16 protein-coding genes, 1 pseudogene and 2 riboswitches are annotated in these 19,606 nt (G+C 73.6%); of the genes and pseudogenes, 7 read left to right on the top strand and 10 right to left on the bottom strand.

Annotated features, from left to right (window positions below):
* Position 1: 1 nt before the first annotated feature.
* Positions 2-670: a cysteine hydrolase gene (locus ACH4EB_RS33830; protein ID WP_398352092.1), complete on the top strand. Its 669-nt coding sequence runs from the start codon at positions 2-4 to the stop codon at positions 668-670.
* A 102-nt stretch (positions 671-772) separates the two neighbouring features.
* On the opposite strand, the gene ACH4EB_RS33825 is transcribed toward ACH4EB_RS33830, so the two are convergent.
* Positions 773-1,300, bottom strand: a complete 528-nt coding sequence (locus ACH4EB_RS33825; RefSeq protein ID WP_398352091.1) for a Rieske (2Fe-2S) protein — start codon at positions 1,298-1,300, stop codon at positions 773-775.
* Positions 1,301-1,422: 122 nt separating this feature from the next.
* Positions 1,423-2,083, bottom strand: a pseudogene (locus ACH4EB_RS33820) (alpha/beta hydrolase family protein); the annotation flags it as partial.
* A 445-nt stretch (positions 2,084-2,528) separates the two neighbouring features.
* On the opposite strand from ACH4EB_RS33820, the gene ACH4EB_RS33815 reads away from it, so the two are divergent.
* The 3 genes from ACH4EB_RS33815 to ACH4EB_RS33805 all read left to right on the top strand — a co-directional run bounded on the left by ACH4EB_RS33815 (position 2,529) and on the right by ACH4EB_RS33805 (position 4,533).
* Complete coding sequence (locus tag ACH4EB_RS33815; RefSeq protein ID WP_398352090.1) at positions 2,529-2,948, top strand: helix-turn-helix transcriptional regulator; 420 nt, start codon at positions 2,529-2,531, stop codon at positions 2,946-2,948.
* Positions 2,949-2,958: 10 nt separating this feature from the next.
* Complete coding sequence (locus ACH4EB_RS33810) at positions 2,959-3,375, top strand: VOC family protein (RefSeq protein WP_398352088.1); 417 nt, start codon at positions 2,959-2,961, stop codon at positions 3,373-3,375.
* 174 nt (positions 3,376-3,549) lie between these two features.
* Positions 3,550-4,533, top strand: coding sequence for a ferric reductase-like transmembrane domain-containing protein (locus ACH4EB_RS33805; RefSeq protein ID WP_398352087.1), 984 nt, complete (start codon positions 3,550-3,552; stop codon positions 4,531-4,533).
* On the opposite strand, the gene ACH4EB_RS33800 is transcribed toward ACH4EB_RS33805, so the two are convergent.
* The 8 genes from ACH4EB_RS33800 to ACH4EB_RS33765 all read right to left on the bottom strand — a co-directional run bounded on the left by ACH4EB_RS33800 (position 4,518) and on the right by ACH4EB_RS33765 (position 13,000).
* Positions 4,518-5,336 (bottom strand): ABC transporter ATP-binding protein, encoded by an 819-nt coding sequence (locus ACH4EB_RS33800; RefSeq protein WP_398352085.1) that lies wholly within the window; start codon positions 5,334-5,336, stop codon positions 4,518-4,520. The two genes, ACH4EB_RS33805 and ACH4EB_RS33800, sit on opposite strands and share 16 nt — an antisense overlap.
* Positions 5,333-6,433 carry a FecCD family ABC transporter permease gene (locus ACH4EB_RS33795; RefSeq protein ID WP_398352084.1) on the bottom strand — a complete coding sequence of 367 codons (1,101 nt, stop codon included), beginning with the start codon at positions 6,431-6,433 and terminating at the stop codon, positions 5,333-5,335. Before ACH4EB_RS33795 ends, ACH4EB_RS33800 begins: the two co-directional genes overlap by 4 nt.
* Positions 6,430-7,473: an ABC transporter substrate-binding protein gene (locus ACH4EB_RS33790; protein WP_398352083.1), complete on the bottom strand. Its 1,044-nt coding sequence runs from the start codon at positions 7,471-7,473 to the stop codon at positions 6,430-6,432. Before ACH4EB_RS33790 ends, ACH4EB_RS33795 begins: the two co-directional genes overlap by 4 nt.
* Positions 7,474-7,502: 29 nt before the next feature.
* Positions 7,503-7,685, bottom strand: a riboswitch (cobalamin riboswitch).
* Between the two features lie 65 nt (positions 7,686-7,750).
* Positions 7,751-8,500 (bottom strand): class I SAM-dependent methyltransferase, encoded by a 750-nt coding sequence (locus ACH4EB_RS33785; RefSeq protein WP_398352082.1) that lies wholly within the window; start codon positions 8,498-8,500, stop codon positions 7,751-7,753.
* Positions 8,469-9,752 (bottom strand): MFS transporter, encoded by a 1,284-nt coding sequence (locus ACH4EB_RS33780; protein WP_398352080.1) that lies wholly within the window; start codon positions 9,750-9,752, stop codon positions 8,469-8,471. The genes ACH4EB_RS33785 and ACH4EB_RS33780 overlap by 32 nt, the downstream gene beginning before the upstream one ends.
* The gene (locus ACH4EB_RS33775) at positions 9,745-11,094 is read right to left on the bottom strand and encodes an ATP-grasp domain-containing protein (protein ID WP_398352079.1); all 1,350 of its coding nucleotides are present in this window, start codon (positions 11,092-11,094) and stop codon (positions 9,745-9,747) included. The genes ACH4EB_RS33780 and ACH4EB_RS33775 overlap by 8 nt, the downstream gene beginning before the upstream one ends.
* Entirely contained in the window at positions 11,091-12,113 is a 1,023-nt protein-coding gene (locus ACH4EB_RS33770) for a cysteine synthase family protein (RefSeq protein ID WP_398352078.1), read from the bottom strand. Before ACH4EB_RS33770 ends, ACH4EB_RS33775 begins: the two co-directional genes overlap by 4 nt.
* Positions 12,110-13,000 carry a hypothetical protein gene (locus ACH4EB_RS33765; protein ID WP_398352077.1) on the bottom strand — a complete coding sequence of 297 codons (891 nt, stop codon included), beginning with the start codon at positions 12,998-13,000 and terminating at the stop codon, positions 12,110-12,112. Before ACH4EB_RS33765 ends, ACH4EB_RS33770 begins: the two co-directional genes overlap by 4 nt.
* Positions 13,001-13,201: 201 nt before the next feature.
* Positions 13,202-13,421: riboswitch (cobalamin riboswitch) on the bottom strand.
* 468 nt (positions 13,422-13,889) lie between these two features.
* On the opposite strand from ACH4EB_RS33765, the gene ACH4EB_RS33760 reads away from it, so the two are divergent.
* The 3 genes from ACH4EB_RS33760 (at position 13,890) to ACH4EB_RS33750 (ending at position 19,546) form a co-directional block, all read left to right on the top strand.
* The gene (locus ACH4EB_RS33760; protein ID WP_398352075.1) at positions 13,890-15,221 is read left to right on the top strand and encodes a cytochrome P450; all 1,332 of its coding nucleotides are present in this window, start codon (positions 13,890-13,892) and stop codon (positions 15,219-15,221) included.
* Positions 15,222-15,303: 82 nt separating this feature from the next.
* The gene (locus tag ACH4EB_RS33755; protein ID WP_398352074.1) at positions 15,304-16,236 is read left to right on the top strand and encodes a bacteriocin fulvocin C-related protein; all 933 of its coding nucleotides are present in this window, start codon (positions 15,304-15,306) and stop codon (positions 16,234-16,236) included.
* Between the two features lie 148 nt (positions 16,237-16,384).
* Positions 16,385-19,546, top strand: coding sequence for a BTAD domain-containing putative transcriptional regulator (locus ACH4EB_RS33750; RefSeq protein WP_398352133.1), 3,162 nt, complete (start codon positions 16,385-16,387; stop codon positions 19,544-19,546).
* Positions 19,547-19,606 lie beyond the last annotated feature (60 nt).

Below are 19,606 nucleotides of genomic sequence, written 5' to 3'. Positions count from 1 at the left end.
GATGGCATCGCACGCCCGCCTCTTTGCACAGACCGATCCGGTGACGACGGCACTGCTCACCGTCGAGTGCCAGCGTGGCGTCGTCGGGCCGGACGGCGCGCTGCCGGAACTGTCCGAGGCGGCCCGCACGTCCGGTGCGCTGGACCGGGTGGCCCGGCTGGTCGGGGCCGCGCACGACGCGGGCGTACAGGTTCTGCACGCCGTCGCCGAGCGCCGCCCGGACGGCCGCGGCGCCAACCGCAACGCGCGCCTGTTCGCCGCCGCCGAGCGGCTGCCCGTACAGCAGCTCGCCGGTACGGCCGCGGTACGGATCGCCGACCCGGTACCGGTCTCCGAGGACGACCTGATCGTCCGCAGGCTGCACGGCCTGTCGCCGCTCGCCGGTACGGACGTGGACCCGCTGCTGCGCAACCTCGGCTGCCGCAGCCTCGTCATCGTCGGGGTGTCGGCGAACGTGGCGATCCCCAACGCCGTCTTCGACGCCGTCAACCTCGGGTACACGGCGGTGGTGCCCGCCGACGCCATCGCCGGCGTGCCCGCCGACTACACCGTGGCGATGGTCCGGCACACCCTCGCCCTCGTCGCCACTGTCACGACCACCGGTGACCTGCTCTCCTGCTGGAACAGGACACGGACCCGGCCGTCCGGTCCCCGGACGGCCCCCGAATGACCGCCACCGGCTGGCGGCCACCGAACGACCACCACGGAACGACCGCCACCGCAGGCCCCCCACCGCATGCCCCACCCACCGACACCCACAGAACGCTCCCCCTCAGCCCAACTTGATCGAGTCCCCCTCCACACTCACCTCGGCCGCGGTGAGCCCCTGGGTGGCGGGGCCCTTGCGTACGCTGCCGTCCTCGATGGCGTAGGTGCTGCCGTGGCAGGGACAGTTGATCGTGCCGTCCGCCACCTCGTTCACCAGGCACCCCTGGTGCCGGCAGACCGCCGAGAACGCCTTGAACTCGCCCCGGGCGGGCTGCGTCACCACGATCTTGCGGTCCTTGAAGACCTTGCCGCCGCCTTCGGGGATGTCCGCGGTCTTGGCCAGCACGCCTCCGGCCGAGCCGGTGCCCGCGCTCCCGGGGGCCCCGTCGCCGTTCTTCGCCCCGTCGTCCCCGGACGCCCCCGACGTGTCGGGCGGCGCGGACGACGCGCTGTCGCCGTACCCGTCCGAGCCGTTCCCGCATGCCGCGAGCGCGGCGGCCAGTCCCGCCGCGCCGGCCGCCGCGACGACCGTACGGCGTGCCGTCCCCGCGCCCGTCCGCCCTGCCGTCGCTGTCGTTGCCTGCTCAGTCATGGCGTGCCTTCCTCTCTGGATGCCCTTCGGGGGCGCCGCGCACCGCGGGTGGTGCGGGTTGCGTGGCGTGTGCGTCCCCTGGGCGTTGTGGAAGTTCCATACGGGTGGGCGGGCGCGGGCGTTCAGCTCTTGTCGAGTGCGGAGCGCAGGAAATCACGTTCGAAGCGGAGCGGATTCTCGTTGACCGTCGCGTCGGTGGGCGCGTGTCCCGCTCCGGGCAGCGGCAGCACGCTGTGCTGCCGGCCGGCGGCCGGCAGTTCGGCGGAGAAGCGCAGGATGTGGGCCGGGGGCCACGTTGTCGTCCGCCAGTCCCTGGACGGGCAGCAGCGGGCAGCGCAGCAGTTGGCCGTGGTCGACCAGGGAGGAGCGTGCGTAGTTCTCCGGGGCCTCCAGGGGGTGGCCGAGACAGCGCTCCTTCCAGTGGGTGTCGTACAGCCGCTGGTCCGTGGGCGCGGCGTCGGCGACCGCCGCGTGGAAGACGTCGGGACGGTGCAGGACGGCAGCGGCGGCCAGGAAGCCGCCGAACGACCAGCCTCGGATCGCCACCCGTGACGGGTCCAGGTCCGCGAAGCGCGCGACGGCCGCGTGCAGTGCGTCGGTCCGGTCCGCCGGTACGGGGATGAGCTGGTCGCCGTGGATGGCCTTCTCCCAGGCCGGGCCCCGGCCGGGGGTGCCGCGGCCGTCCGCGACCGGTACGGCGAAGCCTTCCTCGGCGAACCACTGCGCCACACAGGCGAACCAAGTGCGTGCCCGTATGGCGAGCTGGATGCCCGGGCCGCCGTGAGTTGTCTCGGAAACGACACCGGACGATCGGAAAGAGTCATCAGCGGCAGTCATGACGAGGCTCTGGCACTCGCCCTCCCGGGCTTCCGCCGTTCCCGGGTTCCCGGTGCGGATCGGTGGGAGCCCGCGGTGACTCGTCGGCCACCGGCCGACGGCATGACGAAGCCCCGCGGACGGGGGAACCGCGGGGCTTCGTTCGACAAGTGTACATGTGTTCAGGTGTTATGCCCTACTGGGGGCGGTGCGCCTCTTCTGCGGGGCTTATGCGCCCATTCCGTAGGGCTCAGGGCCCCGCCCCGGGGTCTACGGCACCACGTGAGCCCTTCGACGCCCCCGGCCCCCGGCCCCGCCCGGGCCCCCGGCTCCGCCCGGGCCCCCGGGCTCCGCCCACGACCCCGGCCCCGGGCCCAGACGCCCGGCCCCGGCCCCATGGGATGATGGCCGAGTGACGCTGGAGGACCTCACCCGGCTCCGCCGGGCCCGTGACCTGGTGGACCGCGAGTACGCGAAGCCGCTCGACGTTCCGGCGCTGGCGCGCGCCGCGCTCATGTCGACGGGACACTTCTCCCGCAGCTTCCGCGCCGCCTTCGGGGAGACGCCGTACAGCTACCTCATGACCCGCCGCATCGAGCGGGCCAAGGCGCTGCTGCGGCGGGGCGACCTGTCGGTGACCGAGGTCTGTTTCGAGGTCGGCTGTACGTCACTGGGGTCGTTCAGCTCGCGGTTCACCGAGCTGGTGGGCGAGAGCCCGAGCGCGTACCGGGCCCGCGACCACGACGACGGCGCCGCCATCCCCGCCTGCTACGCCAAGATTTATACGCGACCGGTCAGGAACGGAGAAGCGAGGCCCGCTTCCCGCCCGTAGCGTGGTCCGTATGGACATCAACCTCTCCACGTGCTTCATCGCCGTCGACGACCACGACAAGGCGCTCGCCTTCTACCGGGACGTGCTCGGCCTGGAGGTGCGCAACGACGTCGGGTTCGAGGGGATGCGCTGGGTGACCGTCGGCGCACCGTCGCAGCCCGATGTGAACATCGTCCTCGAACCGCCCCTCGCCGACCCGAACGCCTCGCCCGCCGACCGCGAGGCCATGGCGGAGCTGCTGGCCAAGGGCCTGCTGCGGGCCGTGATCTTCTCGACCGCGGACTGCGACGCCACCTTCGAGCGCATCCGCGCCGCGGGCGGCGAGGTGTTGCAGGAGCCGGTCGACCAGCCGTACGGCGTCCGTGACTGCGCCTTCCGCGACCCGTCCGGCAACATGCTCCGCTTCACGCAGGCTTCCGGGAAGTGAGCAGGGCAGACGCCACGCAAGGACGGTGGTCCGCCGCGCCCCCGTACGCGCAGCCGGGCGGAGCGGGCCGGGCGGCTGCTCTGGCCGGATAGTTTCTCGGCAACGCCAGCCTCTCCAGCCACACTTGTACGGCAACGCACGACGCGCCGGCGACACCTGTCCGAAAGGCCCCGAATGCACCCCGAAACCACAGGCCGCGACAGTACGCCGCCGGCACCGGTGCGGGACAGGCGCGACGGCGGCCGTGTTCCGCTGCGGGCCGACCTCAAGGCGGCCCTGCCGGACGCCGGCGCGGCAGTGGTGGTCACCGTCGCCGTCTTCGTCTTCCTGTACCTGCGGATGCGGTCCGGGGCGTCCGCGACGGTCGCGGTCATGCCCTTCATGGACGACCCCGGCACCTACTGGATGTACCTGCTCAGCCAGGCGTTCGGCTGGTCCGGGCTGCTGTGGTCGTGGGGGACGGTGCTGCTCGGGCTGCTGCTGTCCGGCCCCCGGCCCGGCCGGCTGCCCGTGTCCCGGGCCGTGCTGGAGCGCTGGCACCGCACCACGAGCCTGACGACGATGGCGCTGATGTTCGCGCACGCGCTGATGTTCGCGGCCGAACTGGTGCGGGACGCGGGCGGCCTGGCGTGGGCGGCCCGCCTGTGGTCGGCGTTCGCCGACACCTTCGTACCGGGCTGGTACGACTCGGGGACCGGCAAGCTGGCCATCCCCATCGGCCAGGGCGCCCTGTATCTCGCCGTCCCGCTGGGCCTGCTCTTCTACGTGCGGCACCGCATCGGCGCGGCCGCCTGGCGCCGGCTGCACCGCTTCGTGATCGTCGTGTACGTGCTGAGCGTCTGGCACACGCTGCTGTACGGCACCAACGTCTGGTACGACGAGTGGCCGCGTACCGCCCTGTGGCTGCTGCAACTGCCCGTCGCGGTGCTGCTTCTGCTCCGGCTGCTGCGTCCCGCGCGCCGGGCCGAGCGCCTGGGTGCGCCCGGGCGGCAGGCGGAGGTCCCGCCGCTGCGCTGGACGGCCCGGGCGGTGGGCCGGGTCGCTGCCGCCGCCGTGATCGCCGGGCTGCTGGCCGTGGTCCTCTCCGGCCACGACGGCGGGCGGCCCCGGCCGGACGGGCCGCCCGTGACCGCCCCGGCCACTCAGATACCGGAGTGATCCGGTATCGCGACGGCCGGCCGGTCGTGTTCCCCGGGCAGGAACGACACCTGCGGCGCGCCCGTCCGCGCGTTGACGGCGACCTCGGCCGTCACGCCGTACACCTCCGCCAGCAGCTCCTCGGTCAGCACCTCGACGGGCGGCCCTGACGCCGTCACCGCCCCCTCGCGCAGGACGTACAGGCGGTCGCAGTAGTACGCGGCGAGGTTCAGGTCGTGCAGGGCCACCAGGACCGTGGCGGGCAGCCTGCGCAGGGCCCCGAGCACCGTCAACTGGTGCCGTACGTCCAGATGGTTGGTCGGCTCGTCGAGGACCAGCAGGGAGGGCCGCTGGGCCAGGGCGCGGGCGATGAGCACCCGCTGGCGCTCGCCGCCGGAGAGATGGTCGAAGGACCGGTCCGCCAGCGCGGCGGCGTCCACCGACTCCAGGGCCCACGTCACCAGGGCGGCGTCCTCGGCGCTGTCCCCGTCGAGCAGCCGCTTGTGCGGTGTGCGGCCCATCGCGACGACCTCGCGCACGGTCAGGTCGAAGTCGGCGCCCGCCTCCTGCACCACGGCGGCCACCGTGCGGGCCAGCCGCCGTACCGGCAGTGACCAGGCGTCCGCGCCGTCCACGCGGACGTGTCCCGCGTCGGGCCGCAGCACCCGGTAGACGGCGCGCAGCAGACTCGACTTGCCGCTGCCGTTGGGTCCGACCAGGCCGACCACCTCGCCGGGCCGGGCGGTCAGGGAGACGTCCCGCACCAGATGGTGTGCTCCGGCGGTGAGCGTGACGCCGTCAACGGTCAGTTCGGTCGCGCTCATGCCACTCCTCGGCGCACGGTACGGCGGGCGTCGCGGCGCATCAGCCACAGGAAGAACGGTCCGCCGCACAGCGCGGTCAGCACCCCGACGGGGATCTCCATCGGCGCGGCGACCGTCCGTGCCGCGATGTCGGCCCAGATCAGGAACACCGCACCGGCCAGTGCGGCCGCGGGCAGCACCCGGCGGTGGTCGCCGCCCACGAACAGCCGCACGATGTGCGGCAGCATCAGGCCGACGAAGCCGATCGGCCCGGCCGCGGCCACCAGGACGCCGGTGACGAGCGAGAGGAGGACGAACATCCGGGCCCGGAACCGCGCCACGTCCAGCCCCATCGTCGTGGCGGACTCCTCACCCGCGAGCAGCAGGTTGAGCGACCGGGCCTGGACCAGGAGGACGGCGATGCCCAGTAGCAGCGCCGTGCCCGGCAGCCAGAGCGTGCCCCACTGCACGCCACCGAGGCCGCCGAGGGTCCAGGCGAGGACCGCCCGGGCCTCGTTGCCCCGGTCGGAGGTCAGCAGCAGGACGTCCATGACCGCCGTGAGCACGGCCGCCATCGCCACGCCCGACAGCACCAGCCGTACGGAGGTGATGCGGCCGCCGGCGCGGGCCGTCGTGTAGACGAGCAGCAGGGTCAGCAGCGCGCCGGCGAAGGCGGCGGCCGACAGCGACAGCGGGCCGAACAGGCTCACCCCGAAGACGATCACCATGACGGCGCCCAGGGACGCGCCCGAGGAGACGCCGAGCAGATACGGCTCCGCCAACGGATTGCGTACCAGGGCCTGCATGGCGGTACCGATCACCGCGAGCCCCGCGCCCGTCACCGCACCGAGGATCACCCGCGGCGCCCGCACGTTCAGCACGATGGTCTCGCGCGCCTCGGACCACCCCGGCTCCGACCAATCGGCGCCCAGCGCGTGGGTCACGATGCCCCACACCTCGCCCGGCGGCACGTGCACCGACCCGATCGCCATGCCCGCCGTCGCGGAGACCAGCAGGAGCACGGTGAGGACGACGAGGGTGATGACGAGCGAACGGCGGCGCGGCCTCGGCTCGGGCCGACGGTCACGTACGGCCGCCGCCTCGGCGGTGGCGGTCACCGGAACCTCTCGGGGTGCAGCGCGCGGGCCAGTTCCGCCACCGCGTACGGTGGCCGCACTCCGACGAGGGTGGCGGTCAGCGGCAGGACGACGAACCGCTGGTTCCTCACCGCGGGCACGTCGGCGAGCGAGGGCTGCGACAGCAGGAACTTCTTCTTCTGCTCGACGCTGCCGGCCCCCGTGTAGTCGTAGATCGCGATGACCTCGGGCTTCCGGTCGACGACCTGCTCCCAGGACGCGTCACCGAAGACCTTGTCCAGGTCCGCGAAGACGTTCCGGCCGCCCGCGAGTTGGATGATCTCGGTGCCGAGGCTCTTGCCGCCGGCGGTGAAAGCCGCCTTGTCGCCGCTGTCGTACACGAAGACCGGTACGGCGGGGGCGCCCTTGACCGCCTCGGTGGTCCGGTCCACCCGTGCCCGGAGGCCGGCGACCAGCTTGTCGGCCCGCTCCCGTACCCCGAAGATGCTGCCGATGGTGCGGATCTCGTCGTACGTGTCCCGGATGGACACCTGCTTCTTCCCGCAGTACTCGCGGTTGAGGTAGGTGTCGATGCCGGCGTCGGCGAAAGCCTTGCGCGAGCGGCCCTCGTTCTCGGCGAACGCGCTGGCGTAACCGCCGTAGACGAAGTCCGGATCGGCTTCGAGGACGGTCTCGAAGGACGGCTCCTTCTTCGCCAGCCGCGGGATGGCCGCGTAGTCCGCGCGCAGTTCCGGCAGGACGGCGGAGTCGGGGAAGGCGGTGCCGATCATCCGGTCGCGGAGCCCCAGCGCCAGCATCAGCTCGGCGGGGTGCTGGTGGATGGTGAGCACCCGGGAGGGCGGTTTCTTGTAAGTGGTACGGATGCCGCAGTTGTCGATGGTGACCGGGAAACCTTTCGCCGCCGAGGCCGCGGGCCGCGCGCCGCCCGCGGTGTCCCGCGCCGTGCCGCAGCCGGTCAGCAGTACGGCGGAGAGGGCCACGGCCAGTGCCGCGGCGCGTCGCGTCCGGCGCAGCCGGGCGGAGGGGGGAGAGAAGGGGGGACAGGGCGTGCCGTCGTACACGTAAAGCCTCCTGCGGAGTCCGCGCTCCTCGGAACGGGCCCGCGACAGGCCAGTGTCCTGACTCCCGGATCGACGTTCCCCCGGCCTTCCCGCGCCGCGCGCAGTGGCCTGTCGCAGGGGTGCACTCCCCGGTCACAGTGGCGGGACCGTGCCGGAATCGCACCGGCTTCCTGACTCCCGTCGCGGTGATGACCAGGTGATATTACGGTTGGCCGGGCTCGGGGCAAAGGGCGCGCGACGGACTCCGCGCGCCCTCCGCCTGGGAAAGGCGCCCCGGTCACGCCCCGCGAGCCGCCCGGAGTACCAGCCGCTCGGCGTCCTGGTCGTACGGACGGCCGTCGAAGCCACCGAAGATCTCGATGTCCTCGAAGCCGGCTTCCTCGGCCATCCGCCGCAGCTCCACGGCGCTGTAGACGAACCACACCAGGCTCGTACGCGTCACCCGGTCGCCCCGTACGAGCACCCAGTCGCTGCGCAGCCGCGCCCAGTCGTCCAGCACCGTGTCGGTCTGCACCAGCAGGTCGTCGCCGCGCCGCACGACTTTGGGCGGGGTGACCTTGCGGGCCAGCAGTTCCTTTCCGGCCAGGTCCAGGAGCAGCGTGCCGCCGGGGACCAGGCAGGTGTGCAGGGTGCGCAGCACGCGGGCGTTGTCGGCCGGGTCGTCGAAGTAGCCAAACGACGTGAACATGTTGAGGACCACGTCGAAGGCACCGGGCTCACAGAACTCCCGCATGTCGGCCTGTACGTACCGGGCCGTGACCCCGGCGTCGGCGGACCGCTTGCGGGCGCGGTCCAGCATGGCCGGGCTGCGGTCGACGCCCGTCACGCCTAAGCCCCTGCGGGCGAGCGGAACGGTGAACACCCCCGGCCCGCAGCACAGGTCCAGCACCCGGGCGCCGGTCGGGAAGGACAGCAGGGGAGAGGTGGTGAGCAGCTCCTCGGCCTGGGCATGGCGCTGGTCGGAGAAGAGGAAGTCGTGGAACTCGGTCCAGAAGTCATCGTCCTGGAATCCGCCCGTGTGCGTCATCGGGAACCAGTGGTCCTTCCGTGAGGTCGTCGTGAACAGTGGGAGCGGGGGGAGGGGCGCTCCGTCCGCGCCGCAGCGCGAGCAGGAGCGGTGGCAGCAGGACGCACTGGGCCGCGGCGAAGAGCCAGAACCAGCCCGGGTGCCCGGCGCGTTCGCCGAAGCCGTAGAGCTGCCCGCCCAGGACGCCGCTGGCACCGGCCCCCAGCCCCGCGGCGAGCCGCTGCTGCCCGAAGACCACGGCATCCGAACGCGGACTGCGGCGCAGGGCCTCCAGGTCGTTCTTCAGGAAGAGCACGATGTCGCCGAGCGTGATCAGGACGCCGCCCGCCAGCAGGGCGGTCCGCGTCCCCGACGCCAGCACCGCCATCCCGGCGGCCAGCCCCGCGAATCCGACCGCCAGGGCGACGGGGTAGCTCATCCGCCGGATGCCGTCCGAGGCGAGCGGCTGGACGACGATGACCAGGACGAAGCAGGTCAGGAGCACGAGGCTGTAGAACTCGCTGGAGGCCCGCGCCACGGCGTACACGGCGAGGTAGTGCTGGAAGTGGAAGTACAGGTAGAACGCCAGGCCGTTGGCGACGAAGGGGAGGACGGCGATCCCGGCCAGCAGCCCCTGGCCGGCCGCGGGAACGTGGACGCGGCGCTCCTCCTCCCGCCCCACGGCCGGCAGCCGTGCGTGTCCCACGGCGACCACGGCGAACAGCGCCGTCACCACGGCGAACAGCGGGCCGGGGGACGACAGCACGAACGGGCCCGCGACGACCGGCCCCACGGCCATCCCCGCGTTGAGCGCCGCGTTGCCCGCGGAAAGGAACCCCGGCCTGCGCTCCTCGGCCACACCGTGCACCAGGTACGCCTTGTTGGCCGGCAGGTACAGCGCGGCGCCACAGCAGGTCAGGATCAGCGCCCCCACCGCCATCGGGGGCCAGCGCAGCGCCGCCAGGAACGCCGCGAAGCCCGCCGTGCGCACCACCAGCGCCCAGACCATCGTGCGCCGCAGCCCCACCCGGTCGGCGAGCGCCCCTCCGAGGACCCCGCCCGAGAACTGCACGAGGGACGCGGCGGCCAGCACCACACCGACCGCCCCGAGCCCCATCCCCAGCCGCTCGTGCAGGAAGACCGACATGAACGGCAGGACCATGAAGCTGCCGAGCGGAATCAGGAAGGAGCTGAGCAGCAGGAAGCGCAGCGGCCCGGTCAGGGTGGACAGTGTGGCGCGCAACCCGCGGCCGCCGCCGTCGCGTTCAGCCACCGGAGGCCCGGTGCGCCGCTGTGACCGCCGTACCCGCAGGGGCCGCCGCGTCCGCCCCACCCGCCGCACCCGCCTCGTCCGTCCCGCCCAACGCGTCCGTCCCGTCCGCTCCGTCCGCCGCAGAGAACGGTTCCGTCAGGACGCGTACGGCGTTGGCGGCCGCGACGGCGCAGTGGGTGGCCAGTTCGGCGGTCTCCGCCTCCGCGTAGACGATCCCCGCGTAGCCGCGGCTGTCCCCCAGGTGCTCGACGCGATCGCCGACCCGCTTGACCGGGTACCAGGCGGGGGAGCCCGGCATGTCCGGCAGCCGGCCGAGTCCGGCGACGCCGGTGAACACCCCCGGCTGCTGCGGGTAGCCGAGGACGAAGGCCGAGGCGGGGCCGCCGGGCAGCGCCGCGTCCATGAGCCCGGGGCGGACTCCCAGCGCCGCCTCGACCATCGCCTCGTACACGTTGACGCCGAGGGCCCGGCACAGCCCCTCACCGACGAGCGCGCCGCCGATCCGCGGATTGATCTCCACCACTTCCGGACCGGCCGTGGTCAGGGCGAACTCCACATGGGCGAACCGGTCGGTGTAGCCGATCGCGGCGAGCACCTCGTCCAGCCACCGCTCCAGAGCGGCCCGGCGCGGTTCCGGGAAGGCGACGGGGAACGCGGTGATCTCCTCCCGGAAGTGCGGCTCGGGCGACATCAGCCGGCTGGAGACACCCAGCAGTCGGGTCCGTCCCGCCCAGGTCAGCGTCTCCGCGCTGTACACGGGGCCGGAGAAGTACGGCTCGGCGAAGAGGCGGCCCTTCAGCTCCCGCCCGGCGGCCTCGGCCAGCGCCGCGTCCAGCTCGCGCTCGTCCCGTACCAGCCAGACGTTCTGACTTCCGGTGCCCGCGGTGTCCTTGAGGATCGCCGGCAGGCCCACGGCCTTCACCAGCAGCTCGGCCGTCGCCGGGTCGCCGCTGTCCGCCTCGGCCGCGCGGGACCGGGTCAGGCCGGCCGCGAACAGCCGGTCCCGTACGGCGGCCTTGTCCCGGGCCAGCCGCAGTACGGACGGGTCGAGGCCGGGGAGGCCGAAGCGGGCGGTGAGTGCGGCGCCGACCAGCATCCAGGTGTCGGTGGAGCTGATCAGGCCCCGCAGGTCCGGGGTCCGGCCGAGCAGCTCTGCCACCAGCTCCGTGTCGAAGGTGTCGGTCTCCACCACCTCGACGGCGTCCGCGGGCAGCCTCTCCAGCTCGTGCGCGTAGTACGCGGGGTCGCGGGTCAGCAGCCGCAGCGGCTCGCCGAGCCGCCCGGCGGCGCGCGCCAGGCGGCCCAGCCCGAAGGTGAGCGATTCCAGGCAGACCACGGTCATGCGCGGGTCTCCTTACGGGGCAACGGCCAGGGGGCGCGGTTCCACGCCATCGTCGACCAGGGCATGGACATCTCCTCGGGACCGCCGACCTCGGTCGGCTTCAGCGCGGTCAGGTCCGCGGCCTCCCGGTGGCGGGCGTAGACCCGTTCCACGTAGCGGTGGCCGGTGTCGGCTCCGATCACCAGATGGAGCCGGTCGGGGTGGCGGCGGGTCTCGTACGCGGCGGTCAGGTACGCGGCGCCGGTGGACAGCCCGGCGAAGACGGCGTGCTCGCGCAGCAGGGCGACGGCGCCGGACATGGCGTGGGTGAAGTCCATCCAGTGCACGGCGTCGTACAACTGGTGGCGGACGTTGTCGAACGGGATCGAGGAACCGATACCGGCGATGATCGCCTCCGGGTCGTGGTGGTCCTGGCTCCCGAAGGTGACGCTGCCGAACGGCTGCACCCCGACCAGCCGGACGTCGGGATCACGGCGCCGCAGATGCGCCACCAGGCCACCGGTCGAGGCCCCCGACCCGACCCCGCCGACGACGGTCAGCGCCCGGTCCGGCAGCGCCGTGGCCACCAGGTCCGCGACCTCCCCGTAGCCCAGGTAGTGGATGTCGTCGTGGTACTGGCGCATCCAGTGGACGCCGGGCCGCTCGGCGAGGATCTCCCGTACCCGCCGGACCCGCAGTTCCTGGTCGAGCTTGAGATTCCGGGACGGTCTGACCTGTTCGACCGTCGCGCCGAGGATTTCGAGCTGGGCGAGCGTCGTGGCGTCGACGGTGGTCGAGGCCACGATGTGGCACCGCAGGCCGTAGCGGTGGCAGGCCAGCGCCAGGGCGTAGGCGTAGATGCCGCTGGAACTGTCGATCAGGGTCTGCCCGGGGCGGATGGTGCCCCGGTCGAGCAGGTGCCGGACGGCCGCCAGCGCCGAGTAGATCTTCATCGACTCGAACCGCAGCAGCACCATGCCGTCCGACAGCCGGACGAGGTCGGGGATCTTCAGGGCATCGGCTATGTGGGGGTGCGTCACGCGTAGCCTCCTTGGGCGAATGAGCACTGGTGGCCGAGCGACCGGAAGAAGGCGGACAGCTCGCCCTTCAGGGCCGGCGCCGGACGGCGGCTGAAGAGGTAGCCGATGAGGGAGCCGGTGTGGGCGACGAAGAGGCCGTCCGCCCCGAACTCCTCGCGGTGGGCCAGTACGGCGTCGAAGCTGTGCTTGGGCAGCACCTCCTGGGACAGCGCTCCGCTGAAGGTCGCGGCCCGGGCCACGGCGGCCGGGTCCCCCGAGGCGAAGCCCTTGAGGAGGTCGGTCAGACACTTCTCGTACTCGGTGGCGCAGCGCCGGTAGTGCCGCCGCAGGAGCGGGGTGACCGCGGCGGTGTCCACCGTGCCCGGCTCCATGACGAAGGCGGTGTGGAAGCCGATGCCGGTGCCCAGCCGCCGTACGACGCGGTGCCGGCCGCTCAGGTAGAGCGCGAACTCGTCGAGGAACACACTGTCGGCCCGCTCTATCGCCGACAGGACGCGGAGGACGGCCCCCGTGTCGTACGGCAGGGAGAAGACCCGGAACAGACAGCGCAGCGTCGCCACGATGTCGGCCGTCGAACTGGCCATGCCCACACCGACGCGCAGGTCCGAGTGGGTGCTCCAGCGGCCGGGCGGCAGCGTCAGGCCGGAGTGCTCCAGGAAGAGCCGCGCGGCCGTCGCCGCCTTCTCACCGAGCGGCGGTGCGTTCCCGGGGGCGGCGCCCGGCGTGAAGTACACCCAGGAGTGGCGGTCGACGGGGAACGACACGATCGCGATGTCCCGGTCACCGTCCCCACCGGAGTGCGACGGGCCTTGGTAGAGCTCGCCCAGCGTCCCCTGGCAGACGCCGGAGACGCACCCCGCCGATGCGCCACCGGACGCGGTCAGCATCGGTCACCGCACCACGGCCGTGCCTGGGCAGGCCGTCGGCCGCCCCGGAGGTATGCCTCGGTCACGAACACGCCCTCTCTCGCCGCACCCGGTCCGGGGAATGACCGGTGAGTGAAGAGGACGGGCGCGCCGTACGCGCGCCGCTCCGCCCGCACCGCCGACCCAGCCCTCGAGGTCACCGTGGACAGCGCGTGCGTCCGTGCCCGCACGCGCGCGGTCGGCAGGTATCCGGACTCGTGGGCACGTCGGCCGGGCCTTCCGGCGACACCTTCCGGCCGCCGCCTCCCGCACCCTTCGGCCGGGTCCGGTGCTGTTGGCGGCCTTCGCTCCCACTCACCGCTGCGGGACAGTCCCGGATTCCCACCGGGTTTCCCTCTTACGACGCGCCACGGTGGCGCGAACCGACTGCGCACATCAGCGTAGAGGCGCTTCGGCCACCGCAACAGGGAGACCTGCGTGGTTGTCTCGATCGGCACCGCTGACAGGGCGCGCGATGTGTGCAGTACGGGATCGCCGCCCGCGGACGCCTGTCACCTGGGGCCCTGCCGTGCAGCACACCACCTGTGACCCGGCTCAAACATGTCACCTCGGCTCGGGTCGGCACGGTCCCGCGGCAGATTCATTCGCCGTGCCCGGGGAACGGTTCGAGCCGGCGGCCCCGGCTGGAGGTGCCGCGTGGGAGCCCCGGGACGAGGAGAGGCGGGCCCAGGGCCGTCATCGGGCTCCTTCCCGGACGTTCGGCGGCGGCCGGGACCGGCCCTGCGGCCACCTGACCGTCCTGACCGCCTTCCTGCCACGCGAACCCGGGACGGATGATGATGGAGGCCGCACCCCCGCCGTGCGGGTCCTCCGCACGGCGCAACGGGCTGCCGAACAGGAGGCGTTGGCCATGCGTATCCCTGGTCCCGAGCCCCGGCCGGACGGCGGCGTGGGAGCGGTCGCGGCGGCGGGCGGACTGCACACCTACCAGCTACGGCTGCACGCGGAGTACGGGCCCGTCGTGCGGTTCCAGCTTCCGGGCGCGGAGACGGCCGTGTCGGTCGCCGACCCCGTACTGCTGGAGGCCACGGCCCACATCGACAAACGGCCGGAGCGGCTGTTCGCGTTCCTGGACCCGCTGTGCGAGGCCGGCAACCTCCAGGTGCTGCCGGCCGAGGAGCACACGCCCTGGCGACGCGTCCTGCTGTCGGTGCTGGCCGGGCGCCCGTCCCACGAACGTCACTGCGCACGGTTCACCGCGCTGGCGACCGGCCTCGCGGACCGCTGGGACGAGCGGGCGGGCCGCGGGCCCGTCGCACTGCAGAAGGACCTCACCGCGCTGTCGCTGCGGATGATCTGTGCTTATGCGCTGGACGGTGAGGCCGCGGACCCGGACGGCGTCGTCGCGGCCTTCGAGGAGGTGCTCACCGAGTACCTGGGGCGGCTGTACCAGGTGCCGGTCCCGGGCACGCCGGAGGAACGGGCCGAGCGGGCGGCCCGGGCCCTCGCCCACCTGCGGAAGACGGTGGACCGGGCGGTCGCGGCGCACCGCTCCGGCGGCCGCACGGACCGCAGTGATCTGATCGGGGCGCTCGTCGAGGCCGGTGAGCGCCCGGCGCGGATCCGCGACACCGTCATGGTGACGCTGCTGGCCGCCCACCACACCACCGGTGTGGCCGTCTCCTGGACCCTGCACCTCCTGGGACGCCACCCCGAGGCGGCCGAACGTGTCGCCGCCGAACTGGACCGGGTCCTCGGCGACCGCACGGTGCCCGAGTACGCCGATCTGCGGCGCCTCACCTACCTGGACATGGTCCTGAAAGAGGCGATGCGGCTCTACCCGCCCGGCCCCTACGGCGCGCGGGAGACGACCGGGCCCCTCGTCCTGGGCGACCACGAGATCCCCGCCGGGACGACGATCTTCTACCCGTTCTGGGCCGTCCACATGAACCCCGATTACTGGCCCGAGCCCGAGAAGTTCGTACCCGAAAGGTTCGCCCCGCGGGAAGTGGCCGAGCGGCCGCGGCTGGCCTACATCCCGTTCGGCATCGGGCCGCGAAGCTGCGAGGGCGCCCAACTCGCCATGGTGGAGGCCGAACTGGTCCTCGCCGTCCTGCTCAAACGCTTCCGCTTCCGGCCCGCGCCCGGACACCGGGTGACGCCGATCGAACGGTTCGTGCTGTGGGCGGCCGATGACATCCAGATGCTCGTGAGCCCGCGTGACACCGTGCCCCATCGGTGAACTACGCCTTCTGACGGGCCTGTTGTGCCGTGAAGCCGGGTATGCATGGGGCGGCAGTACCGGTGCGAGCAGGGGAGTGGCCATGACGGAGTGGTTATTGGCGTTCGACGCGGGCTGCGGCGTGTGCGGCGATGCGGCCGCGAGAATCGGCGGCCTGGCCCACCACCGGCTGACGATGGTGGGACTCGGGGAGGAACCCGTCCGTGCCCTGCGGCGGCGGGCACTGGGCGACGACCCGCCGTTCGCGCCGACGCTGCTGGCCGTGGACGGCGACCGGGTACGGGCCTGGACGGGCCCGGCCCTGTCGGTGCGCCTGTGCCGCCTTCTGGGGCCGGTCGGCTCGCTGCGGGTGGCCCGGGCCCTGAACCGCACCGACGCACTCGTGCACGGCGACCGGCGCAGACTCCTCAAGGCCGTGCCGGGCCTGGCGCTGGGCGCGTTCCTCGTCTCCGGTGGGCTCGCCGCGCCGGCCATGGCCTCGCCCGGCCGTCGGATGACGGCCGCCGGCGCCGAGGAGTGGGCCGCCGGGCTCGAACGGCTCCCCACCGGCTACCGCGAGGTGACCGCGCTGCCGATGCCGCGGCGCCGGGCCGTGTACGCGCGCCTCCCGGACCGGGCGAAGGCCGGCCTGTGGCTGGAGCACGTACAGCGCTACCGGGCGGCGCACCCCGAACTGTCCGGACCCCGGTCGGCGATGCTGGAGAAGGTCGCCGCGGCGATACCCGCCCTCTTCGCCGGAACCGGCGCGTGGCCCGCGGCGGACGTCGCCCGGCTGCGGGACGAGTCGGTGGCGGTGCTCGGCCCCGGCGTCTCGTTCGCCGCGCTCGGGGTCCTCGGCCCGGCCGACTCACCCGCCGCCTCCACCTCCGCCGGCCCCCGCCTGCCGATGAACTGCGACTGCCACAAGGGAGCCAGCGGATGTAGTTCCTGCGGCAACTCCGTCCCCTGCACCGAGCAGGCGTCCGGCTGCGGATGGCTGTGGCAGCAGAAGTGCGACGGGGTGTGCGGCGGTTGACGGACCGCCGTACAGGCAGCCGGTCGAAGGGCCGTCCGAACCGGCCACCGGCGTGACCACGGCGCCTCCACCGGTCCGGAGGCCACCGGTGGAGGGCAGGCGCAGCGGACCGTGTGCCCACGAGTCCGGGATACTGGGCCGGGTGGGAATGCGGATAGCGGTACTCGGGCCGGTGCGGGTCTTCGACGGGGACGGGACACCGGTCGGCATCGGGGGCGCGCGGCCGCGCATGCTGCTGAGCCGACTGGCGCTGGCGGCGGGCGACATGGTGTCACCCGCGGCGCTCATCGACGGCCTGTGGGGCGAGCACCCTCCCGCGCACGCGCTCAACTCACTGCACGCGCTGGTGTACCGGCTGCGCAAGGCCCTGCCCGACGGCGGGCTGCTGGAGTCGTCGGGGGCGGGCTACCGGCTCGCCGTGCCGAAGGAGCACGTGGACGCCACGCGCTTCGAAGAGCTGGCGGCACGGGGCGGGCGGGAACTCGCCGCGGAAGCGCCCGGGGAAGCGGCTTCCTCGCTGGGCGAGGCGCTCGCGCTGTGGCGAGGCCCGGCGCTGGCCGACGTACGGGAGGCCCCGTTCGCCGGTCCGGCCGCGGCCCGGCTGGAGGAACTGCGCCTCGCGGCGTTCGAGGACCGCTGTGACGCGGAGCTGCGGCTCGGCCGCCACGCCGGGGTCCTGGCCGATCTGGAGGCGGCGTCGGCGGACCACCCGCTGCGCGAACGGCCGGCCGCGCTGCGCATGCGTGCCCTGCACGCGGCGGGCCGGCAGTCCGACGCGCTGGCCGTGTTCGAGACCGTACGCGGCAGGCTCGCCGACGAGCTGGGTGTCGACCCCTCGCCAGGGCTCCGGGAGGCCCACCTCGCCGTGCTGCGCGGCGACGGGAAGCCTGCCGCCGTCCGGTCCGGTCCGGCGCCCGGCCGCCTGCCCGCGCGGCTGACCTCGTTCGTCGGCCGGGACGCCGAGATGGCCCTGCTCGACCGGCTGTTGGAGACCTCCCGGCTGGTCACCGTCGTCGGTCCCGGCGGCGTGGGCAAGACACGGCTGGCGGCGGAGGCGGCCTCCAGGCACCGGGCCCACCGGCAGGGCCGGCTGTGGCTCGTCCCGTTGGCCGGAGCGCGCGGCCCCGCAGCAGTGGCCGACGCGGTGCTGGGCGCGCTCAGCGCACCGAACGCGCCACGGCCGTCCGACGACAGCCGTACGGATCCGCTGGACCAGGTGGCCGACCTGCTCGGCGGGGGCGAGGCCGTGCTCGTCCTGGACAACTGCGAGCAGGCCGCCGACGCCGTGGCGGAGTTCGCGCAGCGGGCGCTCGAACGGCTCCCGCGGCTCACCGTCCTGGCCACCGGCAGGGAGCCGCTGGAGGTCATGGGCGAGGCGCTCTGCCGCCTCGGCCCGCTGCCCCTCCCGCCCCGCGGCGCCGATGCGGCCGAGACCGCCGCGTCGGCCGCCGTACGGCTCTTCGTCGACCGGGCGACAGCCGTACGGCCCGGCTTCACACCCGACGCGCCCGCCATGGAGGCGGTGGGCGAGGTGGTCCGCAGGCTGGACGGCCTGCCGCTCGCCCTCGAACTGGCGGCGGCCCGGCTGCGGTCGATGAGCGCCGAGCAGATAGCGCGGCGGCTCGACGACCGGTTCCGGCTGCTGTCCACGGGCAACAGGGCGGCGCAGCCGCGCCAGCGCACCCTGCACGCGGTGATCGAGTGGAGCTGGGAGTTGCTGACCGGCCAGGAGAGCACGCTGGCGCGGCGCCTGGCGGTCTTCCCGGCGCCGACCGGGGCCGTGGCCGTCGAGGCGGTCTGCTCGGACGGGACCCTGCCGGCCGAAGAGGTCCCCTACCTGCTCGGCTCGCTGGTCGACAAGTCCCTCGTGGAACGGAACGGGGACGCCTACCGGATGCTGGAGACCGTACGGGCCTACGCGGCGGAGCGGCTCCTCCGGGCCGGCGAGCGGGAAGCGGTACGGGACCGCCTGGTCCGGCACTTCGCCGACGTGGCCGAGCAACACGAGCCGCTGCTGCGCTCCGCCCGGCAGCAGGACTCGTTCGCGTTGTTCACGGCCGAGTACGACAACCTGGTGTACGCGCTGCGGACGGCCGTCGACACCCGGGAAGCGGACGCCGCGGCCCGGATCCTCGGCCCGCTGTACTGGTACTGGCACACACTGCGCCACGACGCCCGGGCCGACGCCCTCGTGGCCGGGGTGTGCGAGCTGGGCCAGGCGCTGCCCGAGGTCGCCCGGACCGCCTTCACCGCGCTCCACCTACTGGCCGGCAGTGGCGGAACGGCCCCCGACGCCGAGCGGGTACGAGACGTGATCGAGGACTGCGCGCGCACCGGCGCGCTGGAGCGCTACCCGATGCTGCTCCTGCTGACGCTGTTGAAGGGCGGCCTGCTCGGCCTGGACGACCTGGTCGAACGCCTGGTCCGTGAGGCGCGCGGGCGCCCGGACCGATGGGCCGTCGCCTGTACGTATCTCGTGGAAGCCTTCACCTGTCACGACCGTGGTGACTGGGAGGGCTGCGCGAGCGCGACGGCCGGTGCCCTCCGGGAGTTCGAGGCGGCGGGTGACCGCTGGTGTACGGCGATGGCGCTGGCCGGCGTGGCACAGGTGCACTCCGTACGGGGGGAGCACGAGGCGGCGGTCGCCGCCTACCGGCGCGGGCTCGCCCTCGTACCCCCGGACGACATCCAGTACCGGCTCGGGCTCGCCGCCGAGCGGATGCGCGGCGGTGATCTGACGGGCGCGCGGCACGACATCGACCGGGCCGAGCAGGCGGCCCGGAAGCGCGGCGACGATCTCCTGCGGATCGGGGTCCTGGCCTACCGGGCCGATCTGCACCGCCGCGCCGGCGAGCTGGACCGGGCCGACCGGCAGCTCCACCGCATGGAGGCGCTCGGCCGTGCGGCGTGCCTGCCCGACGAGGTGGTGGGGGACTGGGTCGCGCCGGTGCGGATGGCGCACCTCCTGGCGGCCGGTGACACCGTGCGGGCCCGCGAGTCGCTGCCGCGGGCCGTGCGGGCCGCCTTCGCCCACCAGAACATCGCTCCGGCCGCCCAGCACCTGGCCGGGCTGCTGCTGGCGGAAGGAGACCCGGCAGCCGCGGCCACCGCGCTCGGAATGAGCCGGGCCATCCGCGGCGCCTTCGACGGGGGCGACCCCGACGTACGCGAACTCGCCACCGCACTCGTGCGACGGCTCGGCCGAGCGGAGTACGACGGGGCGTACGGCCGGGGTGCCGCCATGCCCCGGCAGGAGGCACTCGACCACCTGCGCCGGGCGGCGGGGAACGGCCCGGCTGCCGGCCGCTGACAGCGCCCGGCCCGGTCTGTCAGTACGTGATCAGCGCGGTGTCAGCACCGGGCGGCACTG

The sequence above is a fragment of the Streptomyces sp. NPDC018045 genome, assembly GCF_044327445.1.
GTDB lineage: Bacteria > Actinomycetota > Actinomycetes > Streptomycetales > Streptomycetaceae > Streptomyces.
This window is presented reverse-complemented; position numbering and strand designations above follow the sequence as displayed.

What these genes read in the sequence shown, in the direction of transcription:
- ACH4EB_RS33830 (WP_398352092.1), top strand. Translation starts at nt 2, where the DNA reads ATGGCATCGCACGCCCGCCTCTTTGCACAGACCGATCCGGTGACGACG.
- ACH4EB_RS33825 (WP_398352091.1), bottom strand. Translation starts at nt 1,300, where the DNA reads ATGACTGAGCAGGCAACGACAGCGACGGCAGGGCGGACGGGCGCGGGG.
- ACH4EB_RS33810 (WP_398352088.1), top strand. Translation starts at nt 2,959, where the DNA reads ATGGACATCAACCTCTCCACGTGCTTCATCGCCGTCGACGACCACGAC.
- ACH4EB_RS33805 (WP_398352087.1), top strand. Translation starts at nt 3,550, where the DNA reads ATGCACCCCGAAACCACAGGCCGCGACAGTACGCCGCCGGCACCGGTG.
- ACH4EB_RS33800 (WP_398352085.1), bottom strand. Translation starts at nt 5,336, where the DNA reads ATGAGCGCGACCGAACTGACCGTTGACGGCGTCACGCTCACCGCCGGA.
- ACH4EB_RS33785 (WP_398352082.1), bottom strand. Translation starts at nt 8,500, where the DNA reads ATGACGCACACGGGCGGATTCCAGGACGATGACTTCTGGACCGAGTTC.
- ACH4EB_RS33775 (WP_398352079.1), bottom strand. Translation starts at nt 11,094, where the DNA reads ATGACCGTGGTCTGCCTGGAATCGCTCACCTTCGGGCTGGGCCGCCTG.
- ACH4EB_RS33765 (WP_398352077.1), bottom strand. Translation starts at nt 13,000, where the DNA reads ATGCTGACCGCGTCCGGTGGCGCATCGGCGGGGTGCGTCTCCGGCGTC.
- ACH4EB_RS33760 (WP_398352075.1), top strand. Translation starts at nt 13,890, where the DNA reads ATGCGTATCCCTGGTCCCGAGCCCCGGCCGGACGGCGGCGTGGGAGCG.
- ACH4EB_RS33755 (WP_398352074.1), top strand. Translation starts at nt 15,304, where the DNA reads ATGACGGAGTGGTTATTGGCGTTCGACGCGGGCTGCGGCGTGTGCGGC.
- ACH4EB_RS33750 (WP_398352133.1), top strand. Translation starts at nt 16,385, where the DNA reads ATGCGGATAGCGGTACTCGGGCCGGTGCGGGTCTTCGACGGGGACGGG.